At 50.1% G+C, this 26,854-nt stretch carries 2 protein-coding genes; both read right to left on the bottom strand.

The window, feature by feature from the left end:
- Positions 1-7: 7 nt before the first annotated feature.
- Positions 8-16,309 (bottom strand): non-ribosomal peptide synthetase, encoded by a 16,302-nt coding sequence (locus tag VP472_RS08575; protein ID WP_146276812.1) that lies wholly within the window; start codon positions 16,307-16,309, stop codon positions 8-10.
- The gene (locus VP472_RS08570; protein WP_146276810.1) at positions 16,299-26,843 is read right to left on the bottom strand and encodes a type I polyketide synthase; all 10,545 of its coding nucleotides are present in this window, start codon (positions 26,841-26,843) and stop codon (positions 16,299-16,301) included. The genes VP472_RS08575 and VP472_RS08570 overlap by 11 nt, the downstream gene beginning before the upstream one ends.
- Positions 26,844-26,854: the final 11 nt, after the last annotated feature.

The following is a 26,854-nucleotide window of genomic DNA, read 5'->3' as shown; positions in this document are numbered from 1 at the left end:
CCCCTCCTTAACTCAATTGTTGTACATGTCTTGTTACTTTAGGCTGATAGCTTCGCAGTTTTTGCATCGCCGAGCCGTGATGTTCAGGGTATACTTCTATCATTTCTTCCGGTTTTTCCTCCGGCTCTTCCGCCTGTTTCATCATGACGAACTGATTCAATGGGCCGCCGAGCAATCGTTCAAGCGCCGCCATTGCTTCGGGCGCTTCAATTGATCCGACTCCCGCCTGTTTCATCCGTTCTTGATAATCGGCAGATGATACGATTCCGACACTGCCCCAGTAGCTCCAATTCATCACTGCCGCCGAATACGGCCGGACTTGAGCCAAATGAGCGGCAAAGGCATCTTTGAAACTGCACCCGGCAGCATAATTGCTTTGTCCGGCCGCTCGTGCAAATGATTGAACAGATGAGAAGAACAAAGCAAAGTCCAGCGGCTCATTTTGGAACACGCGGGCCATATTCACGCTGACATTGACTTTTGCAGCGAGCACGCTTTTCAAACGGCTTTCCGGCATATTCGCCAGGCTCTGATCCTCTAAAACAATTGCGGAATGGATGATTCCGTTAATTTGCGGGTGCGTGCGTTTGATCGTTTCATACGCCCGTGTGAGCTCAACCGGATTTGCCGCGTCAGCTTCAATATAAATCGGCGCAGGCCCGAATTGGCTGAGTCTGTCGATTTTTTCCTGGATGGCGCTGTTATGTTTTCGTCTGCCGATCCAAACGACTCGCGCCTGATACGTTTTCACGGCATATTCGCTCCATGCCTCGCCGATGCCCCCCGCGCCGCCGATGACGACATAAACGCCGCCTTTTTGGTAAGCGGGCCGGCTTGACACCGGCTGCTGTACAGGAATAAGGCGCTGTTTGTACCAGTGATTGTTCCGGTACGCCCAAGTGTTGCCTTGCTCATCAAACGGCGCTGAGAACAGCTCCGCCTTTGAAACATCTTCCGGACATCCGGCATCAATCAGCCGTGTTTGCCAGTTCGGATACTCTTTTGCGAGCGAACCGATCAAACCGTGAATGCCTGCATGAGCCGGATCAATGATGTCCGCCGGCTGTACGGACTGTGTTTTTATTGTGACTGCAGTCAAGCTGATTCGCTTGCCTCCGTATCCTAAAGCAAGCATCGCCTTAATCACTCTGTACATCTGGATGACGCCCGCATCTTGAGCTTTCACCATGTCATCAGCGCTGTGAAAAGGAGCGATCCATACGATATGCCCGAAAGACCCTCTTGCTTTCAGTTCAGCCGCAACAGCCTCTATTTCATCCTCCGGGTTGATATGAAGCCGTTTCGCAGAAGGATGATGCAATTGAAAAGCCGTGCTTTCCTCATCCCCTGCGATAAAGACAACCTCTTCCGTCTTATATGCCGGGCTTGGGTCACGGAATTCCGCAAGATCCCATACCGGAGCCAGAAGGTTTGCTCCATTTAATGATGTTTCCGGCGCCGGGCCTTCCATCATTCTGGAAGAAATCCCTTTAATCCTGACACAGACGCGGCCTGTCTCATCGCATAAGTCAATGTCCAGCCGCTGTATTTTTTCATCCGTTCCCCGGGAGCTGACATACGCCCACATGCTTGTCGTGCACTGGCTGAAAATGTCCAGTTCCTCAAGGGCGAACGGCAGTGACAGCTGGTTATCATCTGCGTGAAGCTTCAGTCCGATTGTCGCTTGCAGAGCTGAATCAAGCATACACGGGTGAAGAACGTATTGATCTGCCGTTTCTTCGAGGAAGGAAGGCAGACGGAGCTCAGCTAATGCTTGATTGCTTCCGATATGAATGTGCTGAATTCCTTGTTGTCCGGGACCGTAGTCAATGCCGATTTTGCTGAATAAGCCGTAACACTGTTCAGAAGTCAGCATACTGCGGCCGCATTGAGCTTTCAGTGCGCCTATATCACGGTGCGGAGCCTCACCGGCGCTGAGAATGCCGGCAGCCCCCTGACAGTGTATCTGCCTGCCGCTTGCTTCTGTTTGTGAATCCGTGTAAATGTCATACACGATTTCACCGTTTTCCCTCGGAATCAGGCTGATTTGCGCTTCAATCGGGCGGGTTCCCGCTTCGATCGGCCGAACCCAAACGATGTTTTTCAGACGGATGACAGACGGAACTTCCTTTTGCCCTTTGACTGCCTGAGCAACCGCCGCCCTGGCCATTTCCAAGTAGGCAACGCCCGGCATAACCGGCTTGCCTTTAATAAGGTGATCGGTGAAAATCGTCTCTTGTCCCGTAAATTCGGATCGGTACCGCTGCTCTGTTAAATCCGATACATTCTCGTGAAGCAGCGGGTGCAGCACCCGCGCCGTCGGCACAGCTTGCGGTTTTTCTGCTTTCGGCCGGTTGTCCGTGATCCAGTACCGCTCTTTCGCAAACGGGTAAGCAGGAAGACTCATCCGTTGGGGCTTGATATCAGAATATAAGCCGTCCCATTTGATATCCGCGCCCTGCACCCATAATTCCGCAAGCTTGTCATTCTCCCGGCGGCTTATCAGCTCTTCGATATCCGCTTCGCCGTTTGCGCCTGCCAGAATGGATTTCAGCGGGGTTTTACCCGCTTTTCCTTTATAAATGCCCGCTTTGTCATAACGTCCTTTCGCACAGCTCTTTAGCTTGTCCCGCAGTTCTTCGGCCGAGGAAGCGATAATGGCCGCTCTTTCTTCCATCGCATCACGTCCCTGCTGAAGCGTGTAAGCAACATCGGCAAGATCCGCATCCGTAAAAGAAGCTTGCGCCAGCTGCTGCGCCTGTTCCTGCAGACGTTCTTCTTCTTTGGCCGACAGCACAAAGATTTGAGGGTGTGTGAAAACAGCTGTTTTTCTTTCTTCCTTCGGGATATATTCTTCAATGACGACATGGGCGTTTACGCCGCCGATGCCGAAAGAACTGATTCCCGCACGGCGCGGCAGATGATTGCCGTTTTCGTCTTTCAATGCCGTCCATTCTCTTTTTTCCTGTACGATGTAAAACGGACTGTCTTTCAGTTTGATATACGGGTTGATGACCTCGCTGTGGAGGCTTTTTGCAAGTGTTTTATGCTTCATCTGCATCAGCACTTTGATCACACCCGCGACACCGGCTGCCAGTGACAGGTGGCCGATATTGGTTTTAGCCGATCCCAGACCGCAGTGACTCGCGTAAACGGCGGGATCGCCTGTTTTTTCGTACAGCTTTTGAAAGGCGGATTTCAGGCCGTTGATTTCGACCGGATCGCCAAGCTCCGTTCCGGTTCCGTGCGCTTCTATATAAGTGACGGTTCTGGGATCAATGCCTGCTTTGTCATAAGCCGTTCTGACGACTTCCGCCTGGGCTTTCGGATTCGGTGTCGTCAAGGAGTTCGCGCGTCCGCCGTGGTTGACCGCGCTGCCTTTAATGACGCCGTAGATATGATCGCCCGCTTTTTCCGCTTCTGACAGCTTTTTCAAAAACAGAATTCCGGCACCTTCACTGACGGCAAATCCGTCCGCCCTGTCGGAGAACGTTTTGCATTTCCCTTCTTTGCTCAGCGCACCCGCTTTGTCATAAGCGATGTGGCCTTGCGGTGTGACGACAGTATTCACGCCGCCGGCGATCGCCATCTCGCAGTTCCCGTTTTCAATGGCGCATACGGCGTGATGAATCGCGACCAGCGAGCTGGAACAAGCCGTGTCGATCGGTTCACTCGGCCCGTGCAGATTGAGCATATAGCTGACGCGGTTCGGCCCTGCTGACGGACTCATATTTGCGGCTGACGCACCGCCGATATCCAGATCGGAAAACAGTGAGCCGTATCCGGTATTCCCCGTGCCGATATACAGGCCTGTTTTCGTGCCGGAAAGGCTTTTAGCGGAATATCCCGCATCTTCTATCGCCTTCCACGCATACATCATTAACAAGCGCTGCTGGGGATCCATCTGTTCGGCTTCCAGCGGTGAAATTCCGAAGAACAGCGGATCAAATTCCGCAACTCCGTCAATAAACCCGCCCCACTTTACATTTGTTTTGTTGGCTTCATTAAGCGGGTCACCGTAATACTCCCGCCAGTCCCAGCGATCCGCCGGCACCTCTGTTATACAGTCTTTTCCCTCTTCTAAATTGCGCCAATACTCATCAATATTTGCGGCCTTCGGAAACACTCCGCTCATGCCGACAATGGCGATCGGTTCCGGTTTATGTTCAGCCGCAGTCTGAACAGGCTGTACGGCAGTTTTTGCAAATCGTTTGTTCCCTGCCAGTCTGATGCCGCCATCATCTGTTACGCCGCTTTGTTTTTCTTCTTTCGGCTGTGTGCTGCCGGCAAATTGCGTTTGATAGTCTTCTGCTAAATGATGCGCCAAGGCTTGAATCGTCGCATATTCAAAAAATACGGTCGGTGTCAGATCAAGCTGATAAGTGTCATTCAGCTTGTTCGCGAATTCCGTCAGCGTAATGGAATCAAATCCGTATTGATTGAACTCCAATTCGATATCGATTTCTTCAATGTTTATTTTCAGAAGTCCGGAAACTTCTTTTGCCAGCAATTCCTGAAGTTTGGCCGTCAGGTCTTTCGGCGCAGGTGTTTCTTCCGTTTTCTTAACCGGTGCAAAAGCGGCTGCGGGAGTCTTTTGAAGCAGTTTTTCCCGCATTACGGCGCGGTTGCCTTCCATAACGAGCACGCTTGTTTTCCCCGTGCTCCATGCTTTGTAAAGAGCTTCTATTCCGGTTTCAGTGCGCATCGGCGTTACACCGGTTCTTTTTTCGGTGAGCTTCGCCATTTCTTCATTGACTTGCATTCCGCCGTCTTTCCAAAGCGGCCAATTGATTGACAATGTGTGACCGTGGCGGTACATTGCCGTAACCAGCGCGTTGCGGTATGCCGCATAGCTGTCCATAAATGCGTTTGCCGCCGCATAATCCGCCTGTCCCGCATTCCCGGTGACACCGGAAATGGATGAGAAAACGATGAAAAAGTCCAGCGCTAAATGCTCGGTTGCTTCATCAAGGTTGACAAATCCGTCCGTTTTAGGAGCCAATACACTGTAAAACTCTTCGGTTGTTTTCTTTGCGATATATTGATCTTTCATCACACCCGCGCTATGAATGATGCCGTGAAGGCCGCCATATTCCGTTTCAATTGTTTTGACCAGGTCTGCCGCAGTTTGAGCGTTTGTTACGTCAGCCTGTTTGTATTCCGCTTTTGCTCCGAGTGATTCAAGCGATTGCAGCTGCTTCCGCTGATTCTCGCTTAATGCGGAACGGCCTGTCAAAACCAGCGTCGGCTCTTTGACTTTCCGGGCGATTTCTTTTGCGAAAATAAAGCCGAGGCCCCCGGCTCCTCCGGTAATGAGATAAATCCCTCCGTCGTTCCACGGAATGCGTATTTTGCCGCCGGACACGGCCGTTTCTTTGACATCTGCGCTGTATCGGATGCCGTTTTCATATTTGATATGGCTGTCATCAGCCCTTGTTTTATTTTCTCTGATGATGTCTGTGATTCTGCCGTTTTCCGCTGGTTCTATTTCAATCAGCTGGGTTTTCAGTTTTTTATGTTCCAGGCCGGCTGTTTTTAACAGAGCTGAAATCCCTGAGAGCAGCTGATGCTTATCTGTTTTAGAGAGAACCGTCTGGATAAGGACGTCTCCTTCCGTCTCTTCCTTCAGCAGTTTTTGCAGCGTCTCCAATATCCGTCCTGTATAATCACGGAAGCGCGCCGCCGCTTTCCCGTGCGGGGAGGCCATTTCAATACATTCAGCTCCCGCGGCTTCAACCGCTTGCTTTAGTCCGGCGTCTGTGTCACAAAGCATTACGATATGCCGGGCAAAAACCGGTTCCGTTTGAGCAGCAGTTTCATCGCTTCGGGTCCATACCGGCTCAAGCATGAGCGTTTCCGGAGCTTTTTCTTTTTTCTCAGGTTCTTTTTCAGCTGTTCTGAATGACAAACCTTTCAGCCTTACGCACACCTTGCCGTTTTCATCACAAATATCAAGATCGCGTTTTTCAACCTGGCCGGCTTTGTGGTCTTCAGAAAGTCTGGCGTATACCCACATCTCGGCAGCGCATGCGCTGAATACTTCAAGCTCCTGAACCGCAAACGGAAGCATCAGTTGTTCATCATTTGTTCCGGTTAATATGCTTGATGCCTGCAATGCAGAGTCCATTAAGCCCGGATGCATGACATACTCCTGTACCGTGTCCGCACAAGCCGCGTCAAGAGACAGTCTGCCCAATACGAAATCATCACCTGTATAAATCGCTTTGACACCCCGGAAAGCCGGGCCGTAATCAAAACCGATTTTGCGGTACATATCGTACACTTCATCTGCAGAAAACGGTGTCTCGGCGGATTGTGATCTCAGTTTTTGAAGATCAATGACCGGAGCCTTTGCGTCAGGGCGGACTGATACTGCCCCTTGGCTGTAAACGGACGGCTGATCTGTTTCCCGGCCGCAGTAAATGTCGAATTGAACGTCATTTGCCGTTTCGGGAATGAGACGGATGTTGACATGAACCGGCTCGTCTTCAATGGTAATCGGCCGCACCCAAACCGTATTCTTAAGCTTGACGCTTCCTTGTCCGGCCGGAACTTCAGATGCCTGTTCCATTGCTGCGCGCGCCATTTCAAGATGTGCCACACCCGGTAAAATCGGCACGCCTTTTACAACATGATCCGCAAGGTAAAATTCTTCTCCTGTATAGATTGAGCTGAACCGCTGTTCTGCAAGGTTTGAAGTATTTCTGTGCAGAAGCGGATGAAGCGCGTCTTGTTTTCCGGCAGATACTGTGCTTGTTTTTTCGTGTTTTCCGGTGTGTTTCGCCGCCCAATAGCGGTCTTTTGCAAAAGGATACGACGGCAGGCTCATGCGTTTAGGCGGCCGGTCTCCATACAGCTTCGCCCAATCGACGTTCAGCCCTTTGACCCATAATTCAAGCAGCTTCGCGTATTTGCCGCGTGCCATCCATTTTTCAACGGCTTCTTGAATTTCTTCATCTTCCGTCAGCATTTGCAGCGTGCCTTTGTCTATTCTTCCTCTGTACAAATCCGCATGCTTATCTCCAGTGATAAACTGTGACAGTTTTTTCTGCAGTTCTTCTGCGGATCCGGCAATAACCGCCAGGCGTTCTTCCATGGCGTCCCTTCCGATTTGGAGAGTATATGCCATAGAAACGAGGCTGGAATGATCGTACCGTTTTTCAGTAAGCGCACGTTTCAGCTGTTTTGCCTGCTCTTTCAGGCGTTTTTCATTTTTGGCGGACAGAACGAAAAGACATGGGTCGATATGAGAATCATCTGCTTCCTCTCTGTCTTCTGGAATGTATTCTTCGATGACGACGTGGGCATTTACGCCTCCGATGCCGAATGAGCTGATGCCCGCGCGGCGCGGCTGTTCGTTTCCGCGTTCGTCCGTCTGCGTCTTCCATTCCATCGTCTCCCGCACCAGATAAAACGGGCTGTCTTCAAGCTGAATGTACGGATTTACCGTCTCACAGTGGAGACTTTTGACTAATGTCCGATGCTTCATCTGCAGCAAAATTTTAATAATGCCCGCTGCTCCCGCGGCAAGGGATAAATGGCCGATATTCGTTTTGACCGACCCTAAGCCGCAATAGCCGGCCGCTTTCTCTTTTCCGTCTGCAAACGAGCTGAACGCTTGTTTCAGGCCATTAATTTCAACGGGATCCCCCAATTCTGTTCCGGTGCCGTGCGCTTCGATATAAGAGACTGTTTTCGGATCAATGCCCGCTTTTTTGTATGCGGCTTTAATGACTTCCGCCTGTTGTTTCGGGTTAGGCGTTGTTAAAGATGCCGCACGGCCGCCGTGATTCACCGCGCTTCCTTTAATGACGCCGTAAATATGGTCCCCATCCGCCTCAGCGGCTTTCAGCTTTTTGAGGAAAAAGAGCCCGGCTCCTTCACCATGGGCAAAACCGTCAGCCTGATCGGAGAACGTCTTGCATCTTCCTTCTTTACTCAGCGCGCCCGCTTTGTCAAAGCTGATATACACATCCGGAAGAACAATCGTATTGATTCCTCCCGCCAAAGCCATGTCGCACGTCCCTTCTTCAATTGAAGAAACGGCATGGTGTATGGCAACGAGCGAGCTTGAGCAGGCGGTATCAATCGGCTCGCTCGGCCCGTGCAGATTGAGCGTATAGCTGACACGGTTCGGTCCGACAGACGGACTTGTATTCGCCGCGGATGACCCTTCAATCGCCGTATCGGCATTGGCTAAAAGAGAACCGTAGCCGGTATTTCCGGTCCCGATAAACACACCTGTCTTTGTGCCTGAGAGACTCTTTGATGCATATCCGGCATCTTCAATCGCTTTCCACGCATACGTCAGCAAGAGGCGCTGCTGAGGGTCCATTTGCTCCGCTTCCCGGGGTGAAATCCCGAAAAACAACGGATCAAATTCGGCAATTCCGTCAATAAACCCGCCTTGGTTGACGTTTGTTTTATTGGCTTCTTTTGCGGGATCCCCGTAATAGTCCCGCCAGTCCCAGCGGTCTTTCGGAATCTCGGTCATGCAGTCTTTGCCTTCTTTCAGGTTCTGCCAGAAAGCTTCAATGTCTTCTGCCATCGGGAAAATCCCGCTGATGCCTACGATTGCGATCGGTTCCGGCCCTTGGTCCCGCTGTACTGTCTGCGGAAGTGTCTCAGGCAGAGTGCGGCGCCGCTTAACGGCCTGGCGCGTGATTTGAGTCTCTTTTACCGGTCTTGCCGATTGAACCGTTTTTGTATTTACCGCAAACCGTCCGGCAAATTCCTCTTCGTATTCACTGATTAAATGAACGGCAAATTCATGGATTGTCGGATGATCAAAGAAAATCGTCGGCGTTAACGTAAGCCGGTACGTTTTGTTTAACTGGTTCGTAAACTCAGTCATCGAGATAGAATCCAGCCCGTATTTTGTCATTTCTTCGTGAGGATCAATTTTGTCAATGTTTACTTTTAACAGCGAGGCCGTCTGCTGTTTTAACAGATGCTTCACTTTTTCAAGCAGGCTGTCAGCATCAATGTCATGACGTACGCCGGTCTCTGCTTCCGGATGATCATTCTCTTTGCGGAACCGTTTTGCTTTCATGTTTTTCACATCTCCTTCAAGAACCGTCATCCGGGCTGTCCCGCTCATCAAGCCTTGATATAAAGCCTTGATGCCGGCATCTGTGCCGAGCGGTGCGATTCCCGCCTCCTGCATCAGCATATCTTCCGTCTGCTTTCCTGCCTGCATTCCGCCTTCTTTCCATAACGGCCAGCTGACAGAAAGCGTCTTTCCGTATCTTTGTCCTGCGGCTTGTAAAGAACGGCGGTACTCGGCATACATCTCCATAAAGACATTTGCAGACGCATAATCAGCCTGGCCGACGCTTCCAAGCACACCTGATAAGGATGAGAAGACAATAAAGACATCTAATTTCTCATGTTGTGACGCTTCATCAAGATACACAAGGCCCTTCACTTTCGGAGCGAGAACGTGTTGGAATTCCTCTGCCGTCTTCTTCACCATGTAGTTGTCTTTTATAATGCCGGCACTGTGAACAATCCCGTCCAGCTTGCCGTGCCGTTTGCGGATATGGCGGATCAATCGGTATACTTCTGCTTCGTCCGTGACATCGGTCTGCTCGTAGAAAACAGAAGCGCCGGCAGCACGTACTGTTTCCAGCATGTCTTTCTGCTTTTCTCTGAGAGCGGACCGGCCGGTTAGTATGATGACGGCGTCTTTTGTACGGTTTGCGATCTCTTTTGCAAAAATCAGACCTAAACCTCCGGCACCTCCTGTAATGAGATAAACGCCTTCGTCTTTCCACGGAATATCCGGCTCCGCTTGAGAAATATCCACCTCTTCCCAATCAGCGGCAAAGCGCTTGCCGTTTTCATATTTCACATGGACGCTTTCGGCATGCATACGGTTTTCCGCCGCTTTTTCCGCGATGCCTTCAGCACTTTCTTTCTCCTCGGCTTCGATCATTTGACAGATCAGCTTGGAATGTTCAAGGCATGCGGTTTTGAAGAGGCCGGTAATGCCTGAGAACACCTGCTGTAAGCCTGCTGACCGCGTAACAGCCTGAAAAAGAACCCGACCCTTCGGCTTGCTTTTCATTATGGTTTTGATATGGTCAAACAGCTGACCCGCATAAGAATGATACCGCTCTGCAATAGATGCGGGACGATCGTCCAAGATAATGACGCTTGCATGTTCAAGCTTTGCTTCGACAGCTTGTTTAACGGCTTCATCGTACTCACAAAGGAAAATGATATGCTGTTCATACGAAGGCGCATGATCGGCCTGTTCCGGCTGCTCTTTCCAGACCGGTTCAGCGAGCAATGTCTCGGTACGGCTGACGGGAACGCCGGCACCCGCGTTTTCTTCCATGATCCGCGTTGAGAAACCTCTCATCCGCACACAAAGCCCGCCGTTATTATCATATAAATCAATATCTGCTTTTTGGATAGGATCGCCGGCTTTATTGTTCGCGCTGAATGTGACGTGCACCCACATATCATCAGCGCACGGATTCAGAACGTCCAGCTCCTCTAAAGCAAACGGCAATGCGGCTTTGAATGGTTCCCCGCTTTCTGCCAGCAGCGCTCTCGTCACGTTTTGTAAATATTCGGCGGCCTGAAGCGCACCGTCCATCATACTCGGATGAAGGATATAATCAGCTTTCGTATGGGAGACGGATTCAGGAAGCTTCAATTTAGCAAGCAGACGGTCTTCGCCTTTGTATACAAGCTGTACACCTTTGTAGCCCGGCCCGTAATCAGCTCCGATCATTCCTTTGTAAAACGCTTGAGATTGGATTGTTCCCTGCGTGCACCGGCGCTTCAGCTGCTCAATATCCGCCGCTTCCTCCGGTTCCTTCCGGATGATTTCAGCGATGCCCTGATTATAAAGAGGAGCTTCTTCACCGATAGAATCGTTACCGCCGTACATTCTGTATTGAATCTGTCCGTCCTCTTCTTCATAAAGTCCGATATGGACACGGACAGCGTCCTGATCGACTATCACCGGGCGGACCCATACGATATTCTTTAAGCGCAGGCCGAGAGAATCCTCTGTTGCCCCGCCGATGCTTTTCTCCGCTGCGGCCCGTGCCATCTCAAGGGTAACGGCAGCCGGCACGATCGCCATTCCTTTAATGATATGCTCGGCAATAAAATACTCTTTTCCCGTGAATTCCGAACTGAACCGCTGCTCCTGCAAGACGGATGTATTCTGATGTACCAGCGGATGCAAAAACTTGGTATCCGTTTGCTTCACAGTTTCTTCCGGCCAGAAGCGCTCCTCTGCGAACGGGTAGGTCGGCGCACTGATTCTTCGCGGCGCGGAATCCTGATACAATAAGCCCCAATCAACACGCGCTCCTTCAATCCAGAGCGCCGCAAATGCTTTCAGCTTTTCATCACGTGTCTGACATGCCGCAAGCTCTTCCATCTCCTGAGCCGACACTTCTCTGCTTCTCACTTTTTCGCCCCGTAAGATGTTTTGGTCATTGCCGTTGATAAAATCCTGCAGCTGACGCTTCAAATCGTGATGATCATGACTGATAAAAACGGCTCTCTCTTCCATCGCTTCACGTCCGGTCTGATACGTAAATGCCAGATCATGCAAAGAAACATCGTTTTCGGCTTCATCCAGAAAGCCGGATAAACAAGATGCATAGGCAGTAAGACGCTGCTTATTTCTCGCTGACAGCGGAACGATATAAGGCGGCTGTCCGTCATTTAATCCGCTGATCGTTTTGTTTTCATACTGTTCAAAAATGGCGTGTGCGTTTGTTCCTCCGAGTCCGAATGAGCTTAACGCTGCCCGGTGCGGCGTCTCTCTCTCCGGAAGCGGTTTTCTCTTATCCGCCACATAAAACGGCGAACCGCTGAATTTGATATTCGGGTTCGGTGACGTGTAATTAATGGTAGGCGCCAGCTCCCGATGATATAAACTCATGGCGACTTTGATGCACCCGGCCAGACCTGCTGCTGTATCCAAATGTCCGATATTCGTTTTTACGGAGCCGATTCCGCAATACTGCTCCCGGTCCGTGTAACGTTTATACACTTGCTGCAGCGCGGACATTTCAATCGGATCACCCAATGTCGTTCCTGTGCCGTGCGCTTCGATATAGGAAATCGTCTCCGGGTGAATATTCGTGCTGTCTAAAACATGCTGGATGACGTCAGTCTGACCTTTTACACTCGGTGCGTAAAAGCCGACTTTATCCGCTCCGTCATTGTTCAGACCGACGCCTCTGAGCATGGCATATATGTGATCTCCGTCCTGAACGGCTTTCGACGCCTTTTTCAGCAGAATGACGGCAGCTCCTTCTCCGCCCGCCATACCGTCGGCTGAAGCGTCAAATGCCTTGACATGCCCGTCGCTTGAAAAATTCAATCCGTTTTGGTGCACATAGCCGATGCTTGTCGCTGCATGCAGCGTTGCTCCGCCGACGAGCGCGTATTCCGATTCTCCGTTCGTGATGCTTTTATAGGCTGAATAAAGACCGACTAATGATGATGAGCAATTGGAATGAACGAAATAGCTTGGCCCTTTTAATCCGAGCTTATGGGAAACCATCGTCGGAATCGTGCCGCTCTGCGCTAACACCCATGAGACATAGCCGTCAGGAGATTCATGGCCTTCTGTCGTTTTTTCCGGCAAAAGCGACCGATACGAATTATTGCTTGCCGACATATATACGCTTGTCTTCGGAATCTCTTTGGATACATATCCCGCGTCCTCGACGGCTTTCCAAGAATGTAGCAGCAGAAGCCGAAGCTGAGGATCCATAAATTCTGCGTCTTTCGGAGAAATGTGAAAGAACTCAGGGTCAAAGAGATCTTTTCCTTCTATCGTCGATAATGCCGGCACATAGTCGGGATTTTCGATCAAATCTTCAGGTACGCCGGCTTCCCGAAGTTCTTCTTCCGAGTAGAACCGGACGCTTTCCTTTCCTTCTCTTAACTGCTTCCAAAACTCATGATGATTTTTCGCGCCGGGGAACTGGCAGGAAATTCCCACAATCGCCACACTGTCGTCAAAGTAAGACGGCACCCCGTTTTGCGGTGTTTGTTCTCTTTCTCTTTCATCTTGGCCTGATGCCTCTGATTCAGCCGTCTGTTTAGTTTCAACAATAAATCGGCTGATCGCCTGAATGGTAGAGTGTTCGAATAAATCCGTGACGGTAAAATCGCATTCCAGCTCCTGTTTAATGCGTTCTGCCGCCGCAACAGCCAAAAGCGAGTCGCCTCCCACATCGAAAAAGCCGTCTTCGGTTTTGATGCCCGCCGTATTCAGCAGGTCTTCCCATATTGCGGTCACTTTCACTTCCGCTTCTGATAACGGCAGTCTGCCCGACTTTTCAGACCGGTGAACAATTACCTTGCGCTGTTTTAGGTCTTTGCGGTTCACTTTTCCGCTCGGTGTTAACGGCAGCGCATCCAGACGGATAAAATGAGCAGGCGCCATATAATCCGGCAGACTCGATAAAAGATGGTTGCGGAGCGCTTTTTCATCTGCCGTATGACCGGAGCGGGCCGTATAATAAGCAATCAGCTTTTTATGTCCGTTCTTTTCCTGAACAACAACCGCCTGATCAAGAATGTCCGGATGTTCGTTCAATTTCGTTTCAATCGCTCCCAATTCGATGCGGAAGCCGCGAATTTTCACCTGACTGTCAATCCGGCCGGCATATTCTATATTTCCGTCAGGCAGCCATCTGGCTAAATCACCTGTCTTGTAAAGTTTTTCTCCTTCACTAAACGGATTATCAATAAATGATGCCGCCGTCAGCTCAGGCTGATTGTAATAGCCTCTGGCCAGACCGGCGCCGGCCACGCAAAGCTCCCCGGCCACACCATCAGGGACGGGGCTGAGCTTTTCATCGACGATATAAAGCCGCGTATTGTGAATCGGTTTCCCGATCGGCGTATTCCTGCTTGTGATTTCCTTTTGGCCGCAGCTGTAGTAAGCGGCATAAATAGATGTTTCCGTCGGGCCGTATATGTTTTCAATTCTGGCATGTTTGAAGATGGAAACTGACTTTTTGACTAAATCTTTCGGAAACGCCTCACCGGCCACCATCACATATTTCACAGGGCCGTCTTCTGTAAATGCCGTATGCCGCTTTACCGTTTCCAGAAATACATTAAACACGGCGGGAGCAAAATTCAGGTGCGTGACCTGGTGGGTTTGGATGTATTCCATGCAAAGCTGCGGATTTTTTTCTGCACCAGGCGGCAAAATGACAAGCCGTCCGTTTCCGATAAACCAGCCGAATAATTCAGAAATCGAAACGTCAAATACGTAATTCGTTTTTAACAAATAGGCATCCTCTTGTGCGACCGGATACTCAGCTTCCAAAAACTGCAGCGTATTCATGATGGCCCTGTGCTCAACCATGACGCCTTTCGGTTTTCCCGTGCTTCCGGACGTATATAGAATATAAGCGAGATGATGCGGTTTTGAACGCGGCGTCAATTTTGCCCCGCTGACAGAACGTCCGCTCTTTTCAATTTCCACCGTGCTCACACCGCCGACGGCCAACTGTTCAATCATGCCGCGCGTCTTTGCTTGCGTTAATACGATTGAAACGCCGCTGTCAGTCAACACGTGCGCCATCCGTTCGTTTGGAAAAGCCGGGTCCAGCGGCACATACGCGCCTCCCGCTTTTAAAATGGCGAGGATGCCGATGACCATCTCAAAAGAACGCTCCGTACAAATGCCGACCGGGCATTCCGGTGTGACGCCCTTTTCTTGCAGGTACACAGCGAGCGCCGTGCTTCGTTCATCTAATTCACGATATGTAAGACTGTTTTCACCGAATGTGACGGCTTCTCTGTCAGGGTGGCGTCCGGCTTTTTCCGCAAACACTTCATGAATGCAGCGCTCATTCGGCTGATGGGATGAACGGCTTGCTTCACGTTTTTGATTGAGCAGGCCGGAACAGGCTTCAAAAGCGATCTCCGGATCAGAAAGCACCTTTTCTGCCAGTTTCATATAATGCTCCGCCATCCGTTCGATGAAAGAAGGGCTGTAGACATCCGGGTTGTACAGAAATTGCAGGACGGTTCCTGTTTCTTTTTTATAGACTTCAAGCGCAAGCTCAAATTCGCCTTCCTGATGAATGTCTTCTATCATTTCGATGCCGAGTGATTGATATAGTTCCGCCAGCTTTTCCGCTCCTTCTGTCCGGAAGAAGTTTTGATAGAAAAACGCGGTTTGAAAAACAGGCGAAACCGCAGGCGAGCGTTCCGTCTTCAATTCTTTGACAAGCGCGGGAAACGGATACGCGGCATGGTCCAGCCCTTCTGCCAGTGTCAGCTGCAGCTCCTTCAAAAACGCCGTAAAGGATTTGGCGCCCGTCTCCCTGCTTCTGACCGCGATCATATTAATAAAGTATCCGATGACAGACTCAAATTGAGCCTCAGAGCGCCCCATCGTCGGCATGCCGACGATGACATCTTCCTGATTCGTATATTGATAGAGCAGCCCTTTGAAAATAGCGAGATACACAACGGATTCATTGACATTATGTTTTTGGGCGCACACTTTAATCTGCCGGTTCAGTTCATCAGGAAGCAAGCGCTGATACGCCTGCCCTTTGCAAGTTTGAACCGATGATCTCGGATAATCCGACGGAAGCTCAAGCACCGGCAGCGGTCCTTCCAGCTGCTTTTTCCAATAAGAGAGATGCGTTTTTCCCGCTTCGCTTTCCAGCAGCTCTTTTTCCCATTTCACAAAATCATGATAATCTGCGGCCTGCTGAACCATGACAGGTTCTTTGCCTTCACTTGCTTTTACATAAGCGTCCAGCAGCGCCGACATAAACGTCATAAGAGAGACGCCGTCAAAAATGATATGGTGAATGGTGATTAACACAATCGGCTCCCGCTTCGCCCGCCGGAATATATGAACACGCAGGAGCGGCCCGGTTTCAAGCGCGAACGGTTCTTTTGCTTTTTCTTTAATAAACGAAAGAACGTCACGCCCGCTTAATTCAGAAAGATCCATTTCTTCAATCGGAAAATGCCGATCCGTATCTTCTATCTGATACGGAAGGCCGTTTTCCTCTTTTATCACACTGGTCAAAATAGGGTGCTGGCGCTGCACGGACAAAAGGGCGTTTTTGAATGTCTCGATATCCAGCTTTTGAAAACGAAAGCATAACGGAATGTTATATGCGCTCATCTCCGGAAACATTTTCTGAAGCATCCACAAACCTTTCTGGCCTTCAGAAAGCGGACGTTTTGCAGTTGTCCGCTTGAAAGCCTGAAGCTTTTGTTCTACTTCAGCGATGGTGAGCGTTCCTGATCTGTAGGCATCGAGAAGTTCTTTATGATTCATAGGTCTTACTCCCTTCTATGATGTCTTGCACTCTTTTAAAATCTAATGTCCCCTCAGAGACCTGTTTCATCATGGCGATGATCTCCTGATCCGTATACTCCTTGTTATCCGGAGCGGCGGCTTCTGTTTCGGTTTCTTCCGTTCGGTAAAACGTTTCGATCGTTTCTTTGTGTTCTGTCAGGTAATAGCTGATGACGTCTCCGAGCGTGGCATAGCTGTAAAATAACGCCGGAGTGACTTCAATGCCGTAATGACTCGACAAAAGAGCGGCAAATTTGGCTAAATAGATGGAATCAAATCCGAATTCCGCCCAGTTTTTATGCAGGACGAGTTTATCTTTAGATATTTTCAGCAGACTGTGTATCAGCTCTTTCAAATCCGCTTCGAGCCGTTTTTCCGTGCTTTCTTCCGGGATGCGGCGGCTCACGGTTTCCAAAAGCGCATCCGTTTTTGATGAATCGTCCCGCCGTATGCCTAAAAATCGTTCGGCACGGCTTCTTTTGCCGGCAATGACAAGGCACTGGGTGTTGTCTTGAGAAATGATGCGCTCAAACAGCTCAATGCCTTCATCTGTTTCTAACAGGCGCTGGCCGCTTGATTGCAGGTACATGCCCGTCGTCTCTTCACCGCCGACGGCCATTCCGCCGTTTTTCCAGACCGGCCAGTTTATGACAAAAGCGTTTCCGCTTTCGGATTGTTCGTTTTTATAGCGGGCATACGCCATTTGGAACCTGTTCGCGACCGCGTAATCACAGCAGCCGAAATCTCCTAAAACAGCCGATGTGGATGAAAAGTAACAGATGAAATCAGGCGTTTCGTTTTTCAGCCACTCGTCAAGAAGCAGGCTTCCGTTTATTTTCGGTTCAAGCGTACTGCGGAAATTCCCGATTTCATTTTCAAAGACGGATGTTCTGCTTTCGATGCCCGCCGCATGAATGACGCCGTGAATGGCTCCGAATCGTTCTTTCGCGCGCTTGATGCAGTCGCCCATTCCGATCGGATCACAAACATCGGCTTCGGCGTAAAGAACACCCGCACCGAGATTTTCCAGGTCTTTCATTTTTTCTTTCTTTTCTTCATTGATCGGCGACCGCCCCGTGAGAATGACATTTGCCTGATAGTTCCGGGCAAGATGGCGGGCAAATAAGTAGCCGAGCCCTCCTAATCCGCCTGTAATGAGATATGTTCCGCCGGTTCTGATCCTGCCGTTTTCTTTCGTTAGTCCGGTTGGTTCGGTGTGATAGACATATCGTTTTCCCTCTTCCAAGAAAACGGTATGGTCTGTTTCAGCTTTCAGCTCATCCCAAATGGTTCTCATCCAGTCCGTTATGGCCGCACCGGCTTTTCTGAAGTGGCCGGTAACACTTGTTTTCGGGAGAACAATGCCGAGCGAACGCTCAAAGCCGATCCATGATTCCAAGTAGCACCTTTCCAGACCGGATGCATATTCCCCCGCCAATAACAGCCTTTCCGGCTGCAGACCGGTCTCAGCCATTGCTTTGAGAATATGGATAATACATGAATAATCTTCGATGCAGCTTTTATCTTCAAGCGCCCATAAATACAAAATGGCAGAAGCTTCACCGTACTCTTTTTGAATATCCGCAAAAGCGTTCACATATGATTGCGGATCTTCCCGCACCACTTGGCAGCGGCCGGCGGACAAGGCCTCATACCGGTCTCCCTGAGCGATAAAAATAACGTCAACGTCACTGTCATACGATTTGATCACAGAGACGGCTTCCTGCTGCTTCTTCTGATCAGTTAAGAAAGAAATCACCGTTTTGACTTGCTTTTCTCCGGCAGCCGGCAGAGCCTGTTCTTTAAGAACTTCTCTAAAAGCCATTACTTCAAACTGCTCCGCCGGATCAGTTTCATCAGCCGGCGCCTTAACGGGCGCAGCCTTGCTTTGTACAGGCTGCTGATGCCAGAAGCGTTCTTTCGCAAACGGATAAGCAGGCAGGCTGATGCGGGCCGGAGGACGGTCTCCGTATAATTTCGCCCAATTGATGTCCAATCCTTTTACCCAAAGCTCAAGCAGCTTAGAATATTTTCTTTTGCTGATCCAAGCGTCTATGATTGTTTCCATATCATCATCCGCCGAAAATACGGCAAGCATCCGTTTGTTTTCTTCCGTGCCGTCACGGTGCAGTCCGGCGCTGTTTTGTCCGGCGATAAATCCATTCAGTTTTTCTTCAAGTTCATGAAGTGAATGAACGATAAAACCGAGACGCTCTTCCATCGGCACCCGGCCAGTCTGGAGAGTAAAGGCTATGCTCATAAGATCGCGGCCGCTGTATCTTTTTTCACGGATGGCGTCTCTGAGCTGTTTTGCTTTTTCAGTGAGCCGTTCGCTGTTTTTTGCGGACAGGACGATGATGGCGGGCTGATCTGCCGGCATCTCATCAGGCTCTTTATCTGCCGTATATTCTTCTATGATGAGGTGGGCGTTTGCTCCTCCCGCGCCGAAGCTGCTTAACCCCGCCCTTCTCGGAAGCTCTTTGCCGCCGATGACGGGACGTTTCCACTCACCGAGCTCCTGCTGAACGGCAAACGGCGTATACGCGAAATCAATATTTGGATTCAGCTGTTCCGCGTGCAGGGACGGCGCAATTTGGCGGTCTTTGAGCTGGAATAATATTTTTGTCAGACCCGCAATGCCCGCGGCGCTTTCACAATGGCCGATATTTGATTTTGCTGAGCCGATGGCGCAAAACTGTTTGTCTGTTGTATCCTCTTCAAATGCTTTCGTTAATCCGGCGATTTCAATCGGATCCCCTAATGCGGTCCCCGTGCCGTGGGCTTCAATATAACTGACGGTGCGCGCCGGGACATTTGCCCTTTCGAAAGCTTCTTTTATTAAGGCGGCCTGCGCATTCGGATTCGGAACGGTGTATCCGTTCGTTTTGCCTCCGCTGTTAATGGCGCTACCTTTAATCACACCGTAAATGTGATCGTTGTCGGCAATCGCTTGCTCCAACGGCTTTAATACGACCGCGCCCACCCCTTCTCCGTCTACAAAACCGTCCGCGCGGTCTCCGAATGATTTGCACGTGTCGCTTGCGGAAAGCATGTTCATGACTGACAGATTCATATAATGGATCGGGTCGGTCACTATGTTTACGCCCCCGGCAATCGCGCATTCGCTTGAACCGCTGTATATGCTCTCAAGCGCCAGATGAATGGCCGTCAAAGAAGAGGAGCAGGCTGTATCAACGGCAATGCTCGGCCCTTGGAAATCAAAAAGGTAAGATACCCTGTTGGCAATGGACCAGTAGCCGTAGCCTGTCGGGTAGTTTTTGTTCATCGCGCCGGCAAAAACACCGATTTTTCTGCTTTGGCACAGGTTGTCAGGCGTATAGCCGGCATCCTCGATACTCGCATACGCCGTTTCTAAAAATAATCGCTCCTGCGGGTCCATTCGCTCCGCTTCCAAAGGAGAAATCTGAAAGAACAGCGGATCAAACTTGTCCATATCCTCAATGAAGCCGCCCCATTTCGTATAAATAGAGCCTTCTTTACCTTTCTCTTCATCGTAGTAATCCTGCCAGTTCCAGCGTTCCCGCGGGATTTCTTCTATGCAGTTTTTTCCTTTTTTAATATTGGCCCAAAGCTCAGCCGCTGTTTTTGCCTGCGGGTAGCGTCCTGAAACACCGATGATGGCCACGTCGCGAACCGAACTTTGCCGGACGGGCTCTTTGGCTGCCCGCTTTTCCCTCCGCCGCCAGTCAGTGCGAAGCGGCTTAGCCGGCTGTACAGCCTGCGGTTCTGGTGTTGCCTTCTGTTCTTCCTGAACAGGCGTTTGTCCTGTCAGTTTGATCATCGCGTCTTTTTTCGTTTTGATTAAGTGAGCGACGAGCGCCTCGATCGTCTGATATTCAAAAAATAAAGTGCTGCTGACTTGGTCCAATACATTTCGTAACGCGTTTGTCAGCTGTACGACGACGATAGAATCAATTCCGTATTTTTCAAGCGGCGCTTTCGGATCAATTTGAGCCGGCGGAATTTTTAACGTTTCTCCGATTAACGTTTTCAAGTACTCGGTGCTTTTTTCTGTTAAAGACGTGTCGCCTTTTTGCACCGTTGTTTGCGGCGCCTTAAATTCCGGCGCTTGTGCTGCTTTTGGCGGAGCGGTCCGTTTTCCGGCCCCTGCTTTAAGCGTTTTTTGGCGGACAACGCCGTTGCTTTTTGCCGCTATAATCTGATGGCTTAATTCATGTGCCGCTTCTGCCGGGAAAAAGACAGAATGCCAGCCTTCACTTTCTAACACGCGCTTCCAGCTTTCCGGATACAAGCCCGGGCACCCCGGAATACGAAGGGCAGAATCTTCATGCAGCCACCAGCCTTCAAGCAGTCCGAAAGTAATATGCGGGAACAGGCTGTTTCCCGCCATTTCATTTAAGAGCAGCAAACCGTTGTCTTTTAAAACAGCTTTGGCGTTTCTAAGCGTCTGGCGGATGTCTTTCGTCGCGTGGAGCACATTGGCGGCAACGACGATGTCGTATGCGCCCGGCTCTATGTCCTGGCCGGCAAGCGGCGCTTCTGCGTTAAAAAGCTTATACGTCAAATAAGGATTCCGTTTGCCGTATTCCGTCTCCGCATGCACGAGAAAAGCTTTCGATACATCGGTGTAACAGTATTCTTTTATATGGTTTTGATACGGCCTAAGCTTTTCAAATATGCCTGCGCTTGTGCCGCCTGTGCCCGCTCCGATTTCCAGTATGCGGATCTCGGCTTTTGAATGTTTGCTGATGTTTTCTTTCACATACGCCGTTAATGTATCTGACAGGGCGCTGTTAAAGTAATCCGCGACTTGATTGTGCTTATAAATTCCTTCAACAAGTTCCATTGAAGAGTGCGGGAACATGATGTCAGTCGCCGGCACGTCTTCGCGCAGAATGTCCGGCAGTGCTTTAAGCATCGTCTCGGCTAAAACAGTCATCGCTTTTGTATCGGCGTTATTGAGCCATTCCTCTTTTTCCTGCTCCCATTTTTGCCATAGCGAGGCGGTTGTGTCTTCGGCTCGCACCGACAATTTATATGAATCCGCATTCCCTTCCAGATAGCCATGTTCCAGAAGGAAAGCGATCGTTTGATTGAGCCATTTTTTAAAGTATTCGTGTTCGGGCTTATACGTTTTAAGGCTTTGCGGCGTCAGCAAGTCTGCTTCTTTAAGCTGGGCGATCAAAAGCTGATACAGAAAATCATCGAGCTTCTGATGTTCAGCTTCTCTTACAAGACGTGCGCCGGGCGGAGCAGCCTTCAGCTGTTGTGAAGAGACAAGCGGCTGAGACGGATAAACGGAAATTTTTTCTGTTTCACTCATCCCTTCGACCGCGACCGGTTTTGTCGTATGAATGAAAGCCGCTTGATCAACCGGCAGCGTCATAAGGGTTTCAAGCGCCTCCATCGCAGCGTCCGGTTCGATCAATCCTAATCCGATCTGATCCATCAGCTGAATAAAATCGCCGTCTTCAGCCGCTTCGCTGTTGCCCCAATAGCCCCAATTCATGACTTTGACCGGACAATTCCACGTCTGATCAAGTTCTTTCGCAAATGCGTCACTGAAAGCGCACCCTGCGGCATAGTGGCTTTGTTTCACGTTATGGATAAATGCCACAAGCGAGGAGAAGAAGAGCGCAAAGTCAAGCGGCTCCTGTCCAAATACCTCCGCCATGGACACACTGACATCGGCTTTTGCCCGCAGCACCGATTTGAACTCTTCTGTCTTCATATTATTTAAGCTTTGCTCAGACAGATCCATTGCCGAGTGGATGATTCCGTTCATTTTTGTGTGACGCTCTTTTATAAACTGATAAGCCCGCTCTAAGGAAGCACTGTCAGCGGCATCGGCGGAAACATATTCAGGCGCCGGGCCGAATGCGCTGAGCCGGTCGAGTTTCGCCTGTATGGAATCATTCAGTGTGCTTCTTCCGATCCAAATGATATGTGCTTTGTAGCGGCGGATCATGTATTCACTCCATGCCTCGCCAAGATATCCGGCGCCTCCGATCACGGCATAAACTCCGCCTGTTTGGTACAGCGTGCCGTTTTTCGGCATATTGTCAAGCGGTATCAGCTGCCGCTCAAACAGCTGCTGATTGCGGTACGCCCAAATTTGACCGTTTTTTCCGGCAGAAAGACTGAGCGCCTCTTCGATCGGCCAGCTGCCGTCCGTTTCCGTGTCAATCATGCGGATATTCCAATGCGGATATTCTTTCGCCATTGTTCCGGCAAGTCCGCTGACTGCGGCTTGTGACGGGTCGGCGCTGTCTTGATCGGAAAACGGCTGGGCATTTGCTGTGACGATGCACCAGTCCAAATGTTTTTCTCCGTACCCCAAGGCAAGTAATGCTTTCATCAGCTTGAACACATGAAGAACGTTTCTTTCCTGTTCCTTGAGGCTGTCAGCACTCTCAGCCTGCGAAGCAAGCCAAATGATTTGCTCCAGTTCTTTTTGTCCTTCAAGCATGTGCGTAAGAGATGTGATATCATCCGTACCTCTGATCGGATAATAGGAAGCGTTCGGCAGATGTTCTTTTATGCGCGTATGCATTCTGTCAGTTTCACCGAAAACCGCAGTCTGCTTTTCCGCCGTTTTTGCTTTCTTCGTTTTTTTAAGTGCAACGGGCTCCCAAGCCGGAATCAGCATCGTATGGCCGACAGGCGCCTCCGGGGTTTCACCGCCTGCTGTTTGGCCTGTGTCAAGCGCCCGGACGGACGAGCCTTTCATCCGGACATAAACCGTACCGGCATCATCGCACATATCAATGTCAAATTTTCTTACGTTGTCATCTGCTTTGCTGCCTTCTGTGTAGCGGATATATGACCAGATATGTTCAGGACACGGCCCGAACACTTCCACTTCCTGCATTGCAAACGGCAGAGAAAGCTCGTGGCTGTCTGCATCGTCATGTATTGATCGGACAAGCAGACCGACGGAGGCGTGAAAAGCGGCGTCCATCATACTCGGGTGAAGCGTATACTGTTCTTTATTGTCATGTACGGCAGCCGGGAGTGAAATACGGGCCAATAATCGGTCTTCTCCGATCAGCAATTGCTGTACGCCTCTGTATGCCTCTCCGTAATCGAGACCGATCTTCTCAAAAGCACCGTAACATTCTTCCGCAGTCACGGTCCCTGAATTGCAGGAAGCTTTGACAGACTCGATATCAATCTGGGCGCTTCCCGGTTCGGTAATGACCGCTTCACCCTGGCTGTGAATAACCGGATCTTCGCCGTTTTCTGCCTCACTGTATATTTCATAGGTAATCTCACCATTATCTTCTGGGTAAAGGGCAATATGTATTTCCTTCGGTTTGTCTTCAATCATGACCGGCCGGACCCAAACAACCTGCCTGAGTGTGACGCTATAGCCTTTTTCCGTCACGGCAGCAGCCTTTTTGACCGCCTCTCTGGCCATTTCCAAATAGGCGACACCCGGCAGTATTTTTTGCCCGTTGACGACATGGTCAGATAGGAAAAATTCATCTCCAGTAAAAAGAGACGTGAAGCGCTGCTGCGAAAAATCTGACGTATTTTCTTGTAAAAGCGGATGCAGCACTGTGCCTGACACGCTTTTCTCCTGTTTTTTCTGCTGCGGAATCCAATAGCGTTCTTTTGCAAACGGATACGTCGGAACGCTTGTTTTACGCGGTTTACCCGAAGCGTACAGCCTATTCCAATCTATTATTTTCCCTTCTGCCCATAACTCGGCAAGCCGTATCGGATCATCCGTCTCAGGAGCGGTTTCGCTCAGTTCCGGCAGCTCGGCTTGTCCGCGCCAAAGACCGGGGATGTTTTCGTTTCCTTTTACGAAATCATTCAGCTTTTCTTTCAAGTCGCGGGTGTCATTTACAAGGAAGACAGCTCTCTCCTCCATTGCTTCACGTCCTGTCTGAAGTGTATAAGCCAGTTCAGACAGCACCGTCTTTTCTGAAAGCGATCGGGCTAATTTTTCCGCATAGGCCAGAAGCCTGTCTTTATTTCTTGCTGACAGCGGGATGAGTTTTGCTGCATCGTTCTCAGGTGCAGGCGCTTTTTGTTCAGGCTGAATGTATTCTTCTAAAATGATGTGGGCGTTCGAACCTGATGCACCGAAGGAACTGAGTCCGGCCCGGCGCGGATAATGTGTGACTTTTCCGTTTTCTTCGGCTGCCGGCTGCATCCACGGAGCAGTCTGCTGCTGTACATAAAAAGGAGATCCCTCAAATTTCAGGTAAGGATTTAATTCCGCAGAATGCAGTGATTTGACAAGCGTTTTGTGATGAAGCTGCAGCGCCGCTTTTGTTAACCCGCTGATTCCCGCCGCTGATTCTGCGTGACCGATATTTGATTTGACCGAACCGATGGAACAAAATTGCTGATCCTGCGTCCCTTGGCTGAACGCTTTTGACAGACCTTCAATTTCAATCGGGTCTCCTAACGAAGTACCCGTGCCGTGGGCTTCCACATAACTGACGGTCCGCGGGCTGATACCTGCTTTTTTCAGACAGGCCTTAATGACTTCTGCCTGTGCAGCAGGACTCGGGACGGTAATTCCGCTTACTTTCCCGACGTGGTTAACGGCGCTTCCTTTAATGACCGCGTAAATGCGGTCGCCGTCTCGTTCGGCTTTTTCCAGCGGCTTGAGCAAGACCGCACCGACTCCTTCTCCGGAAACGTAGCCGTCCCCGCCCTCGCCGAATGTACGGCAGCGGCCGTCACTTGAGTGCATGCCCACGCTTCCGTAGCTGAGATATTTCGCCGGGTGCAGCGACAAGTTCACCCCTCCCGCAAGCGCGGCTTCACATTCGCCGCGGCGGATGCTTTCAATGGCCAGATGGACGGCGGTCAATGATGATGAACAAACGGTATCCACCGCGATGCTCGGCCCGTGGAAGTCACAATAATAGGACACTCTGTTGGCGATCTGCGCATAATTCAGTGAAACCGGAAAAGGATCAGTTTCAGATAATTGTTCTGCGCCGATTAAGGAATAATCTTTATGCATCACCCCTGCAAATACGCCGATCGGATGCTGTTTCTCCCCTTTATTTCCCAGCGTTTCAGGCGTATACCCCGCATCTTCAATCGTTTCCCAGCATGTTTCTAAAAACAGGCGCTCCTGCGGATCCATCGTTTCCGCCTCACGCGGTGAGATTCTGAAAAACTGCGGATCGAAACAGTCGGCATCGTCAATGAAACCGCCCCATTTTGATACTGTTTTTCCAGACGGGGACGTTACGTTTTGATATGTTTTCCAATCCCATCGGGACTTCGGAACTTCAGTGATGCAATCCGTGCCTGCCTTAAGGTTTTCCCAAAACTCCGCCACACTTTTCGCTTTCGGATAGCGGCCGGCCATTCCGATAATCGCGATGTCTCCGGTGTTTTTATGAAGTTCTGGCGCGTCCGGCGCCTCAGCTTCAGACCGTGATGGTTCGGCTGCACGTTCCTCCGCATATTCAAATGAACCAGTCTTTTTCAGAAAGGCTGCGAGTTCTTTTATATTTGTAAATTCAAAGAGAAGAGTGGGCGCGAGGTCCGCACCCGTCTTTTTACTGATATCCTGTACAATCTCAAGCAAAGAAGATGAATCCAGTCCAAGCTCGTAGTAGCCTGCAAGAACGTCCAGCGTCTCCCAAGGCTGCCCAAGCTTATCAGCCAAAAGCTTCTTTAAAAACAGAATGATGTCTTTTTCATCTGCGCTTTCCGGCTCAGCTGCAGCCTGTTGATTCTGTTCGGCTGTATTCGCGTCTTCTTCGAGCCGAACCGCTTTTCCCGTAATGTTTTTAAGCTCCGCCACCTTTTGTCCGGATCGGCTGAAGTACTCGATCGTCATCGTTGTGAGTTCTTTTTCCTGACGGACGCCGGAAGCGTCGATACGCGCCGTGCACTCTGATTGAAGCCTGTCAGCGGCCGTGAACGATTCATAATATAAAGGCAGGTGAAGCCGGTTTGTTTCTGAAAGCAAACCGCTCCCCCCGATTCCGCTCGCATCCAAAAGGGCCGGATGGAATAAAAAGAAATCTTTTCCTTCTTCGCAAGAAAGCTCAGCCAGCATGCCGCCTTCTGTTTCGTACAATCGTCCATTCGATTTCATCATCCCGGAATGAACCAAGTCATGATCCAGACAGCGGTTATACATGTCATCAAGATTCAGAGACCTGGCTGACTGCTTCACATCGCCGAAATCAATGGTTTCGTCAAATGTGACAGCGTCTCTTTTCACCATTTCAGCCGTCGCATATTGTATATTGTCTGACAGCTCGTCACCTTGCTGTTTCTGCCCTGAAAGGGAGATGAGCCACTTTCCATCTCCGCTATCAGAACATTGAATGGTCAGAATGATTGCAGCCGTTTCACTGACGGTTAAAGGCTGATAAATCGTAACGTGCTTCAATTCAAGCTCATTGTATACATAACCGTGTTCCTGAAAAACCTGATAAATCAAATCGATATAAGCAAGACCGGGCAATACCGCTTCACCAAAGACCATATGGCCCTTCATGATGGGATGATCCAGTGAGATATTGATTTTTTCCGATATCATTCCTTCCCACT

Source organism: Bacillus sp. MT(2024) (assembly GCF_036362845.1).
In the GTDB taxonomy this organism is placed as follows: domain Bacteria; phylum Bacillota; class Bacilli; order Bacillales; family Bacillaceae; genus Bacillus; species Bacillus velezensis.
Note: the sequence above shows the minus strand (reverse complement) of the source record. Positions and strands in the feature narration are given on the sequence as shown.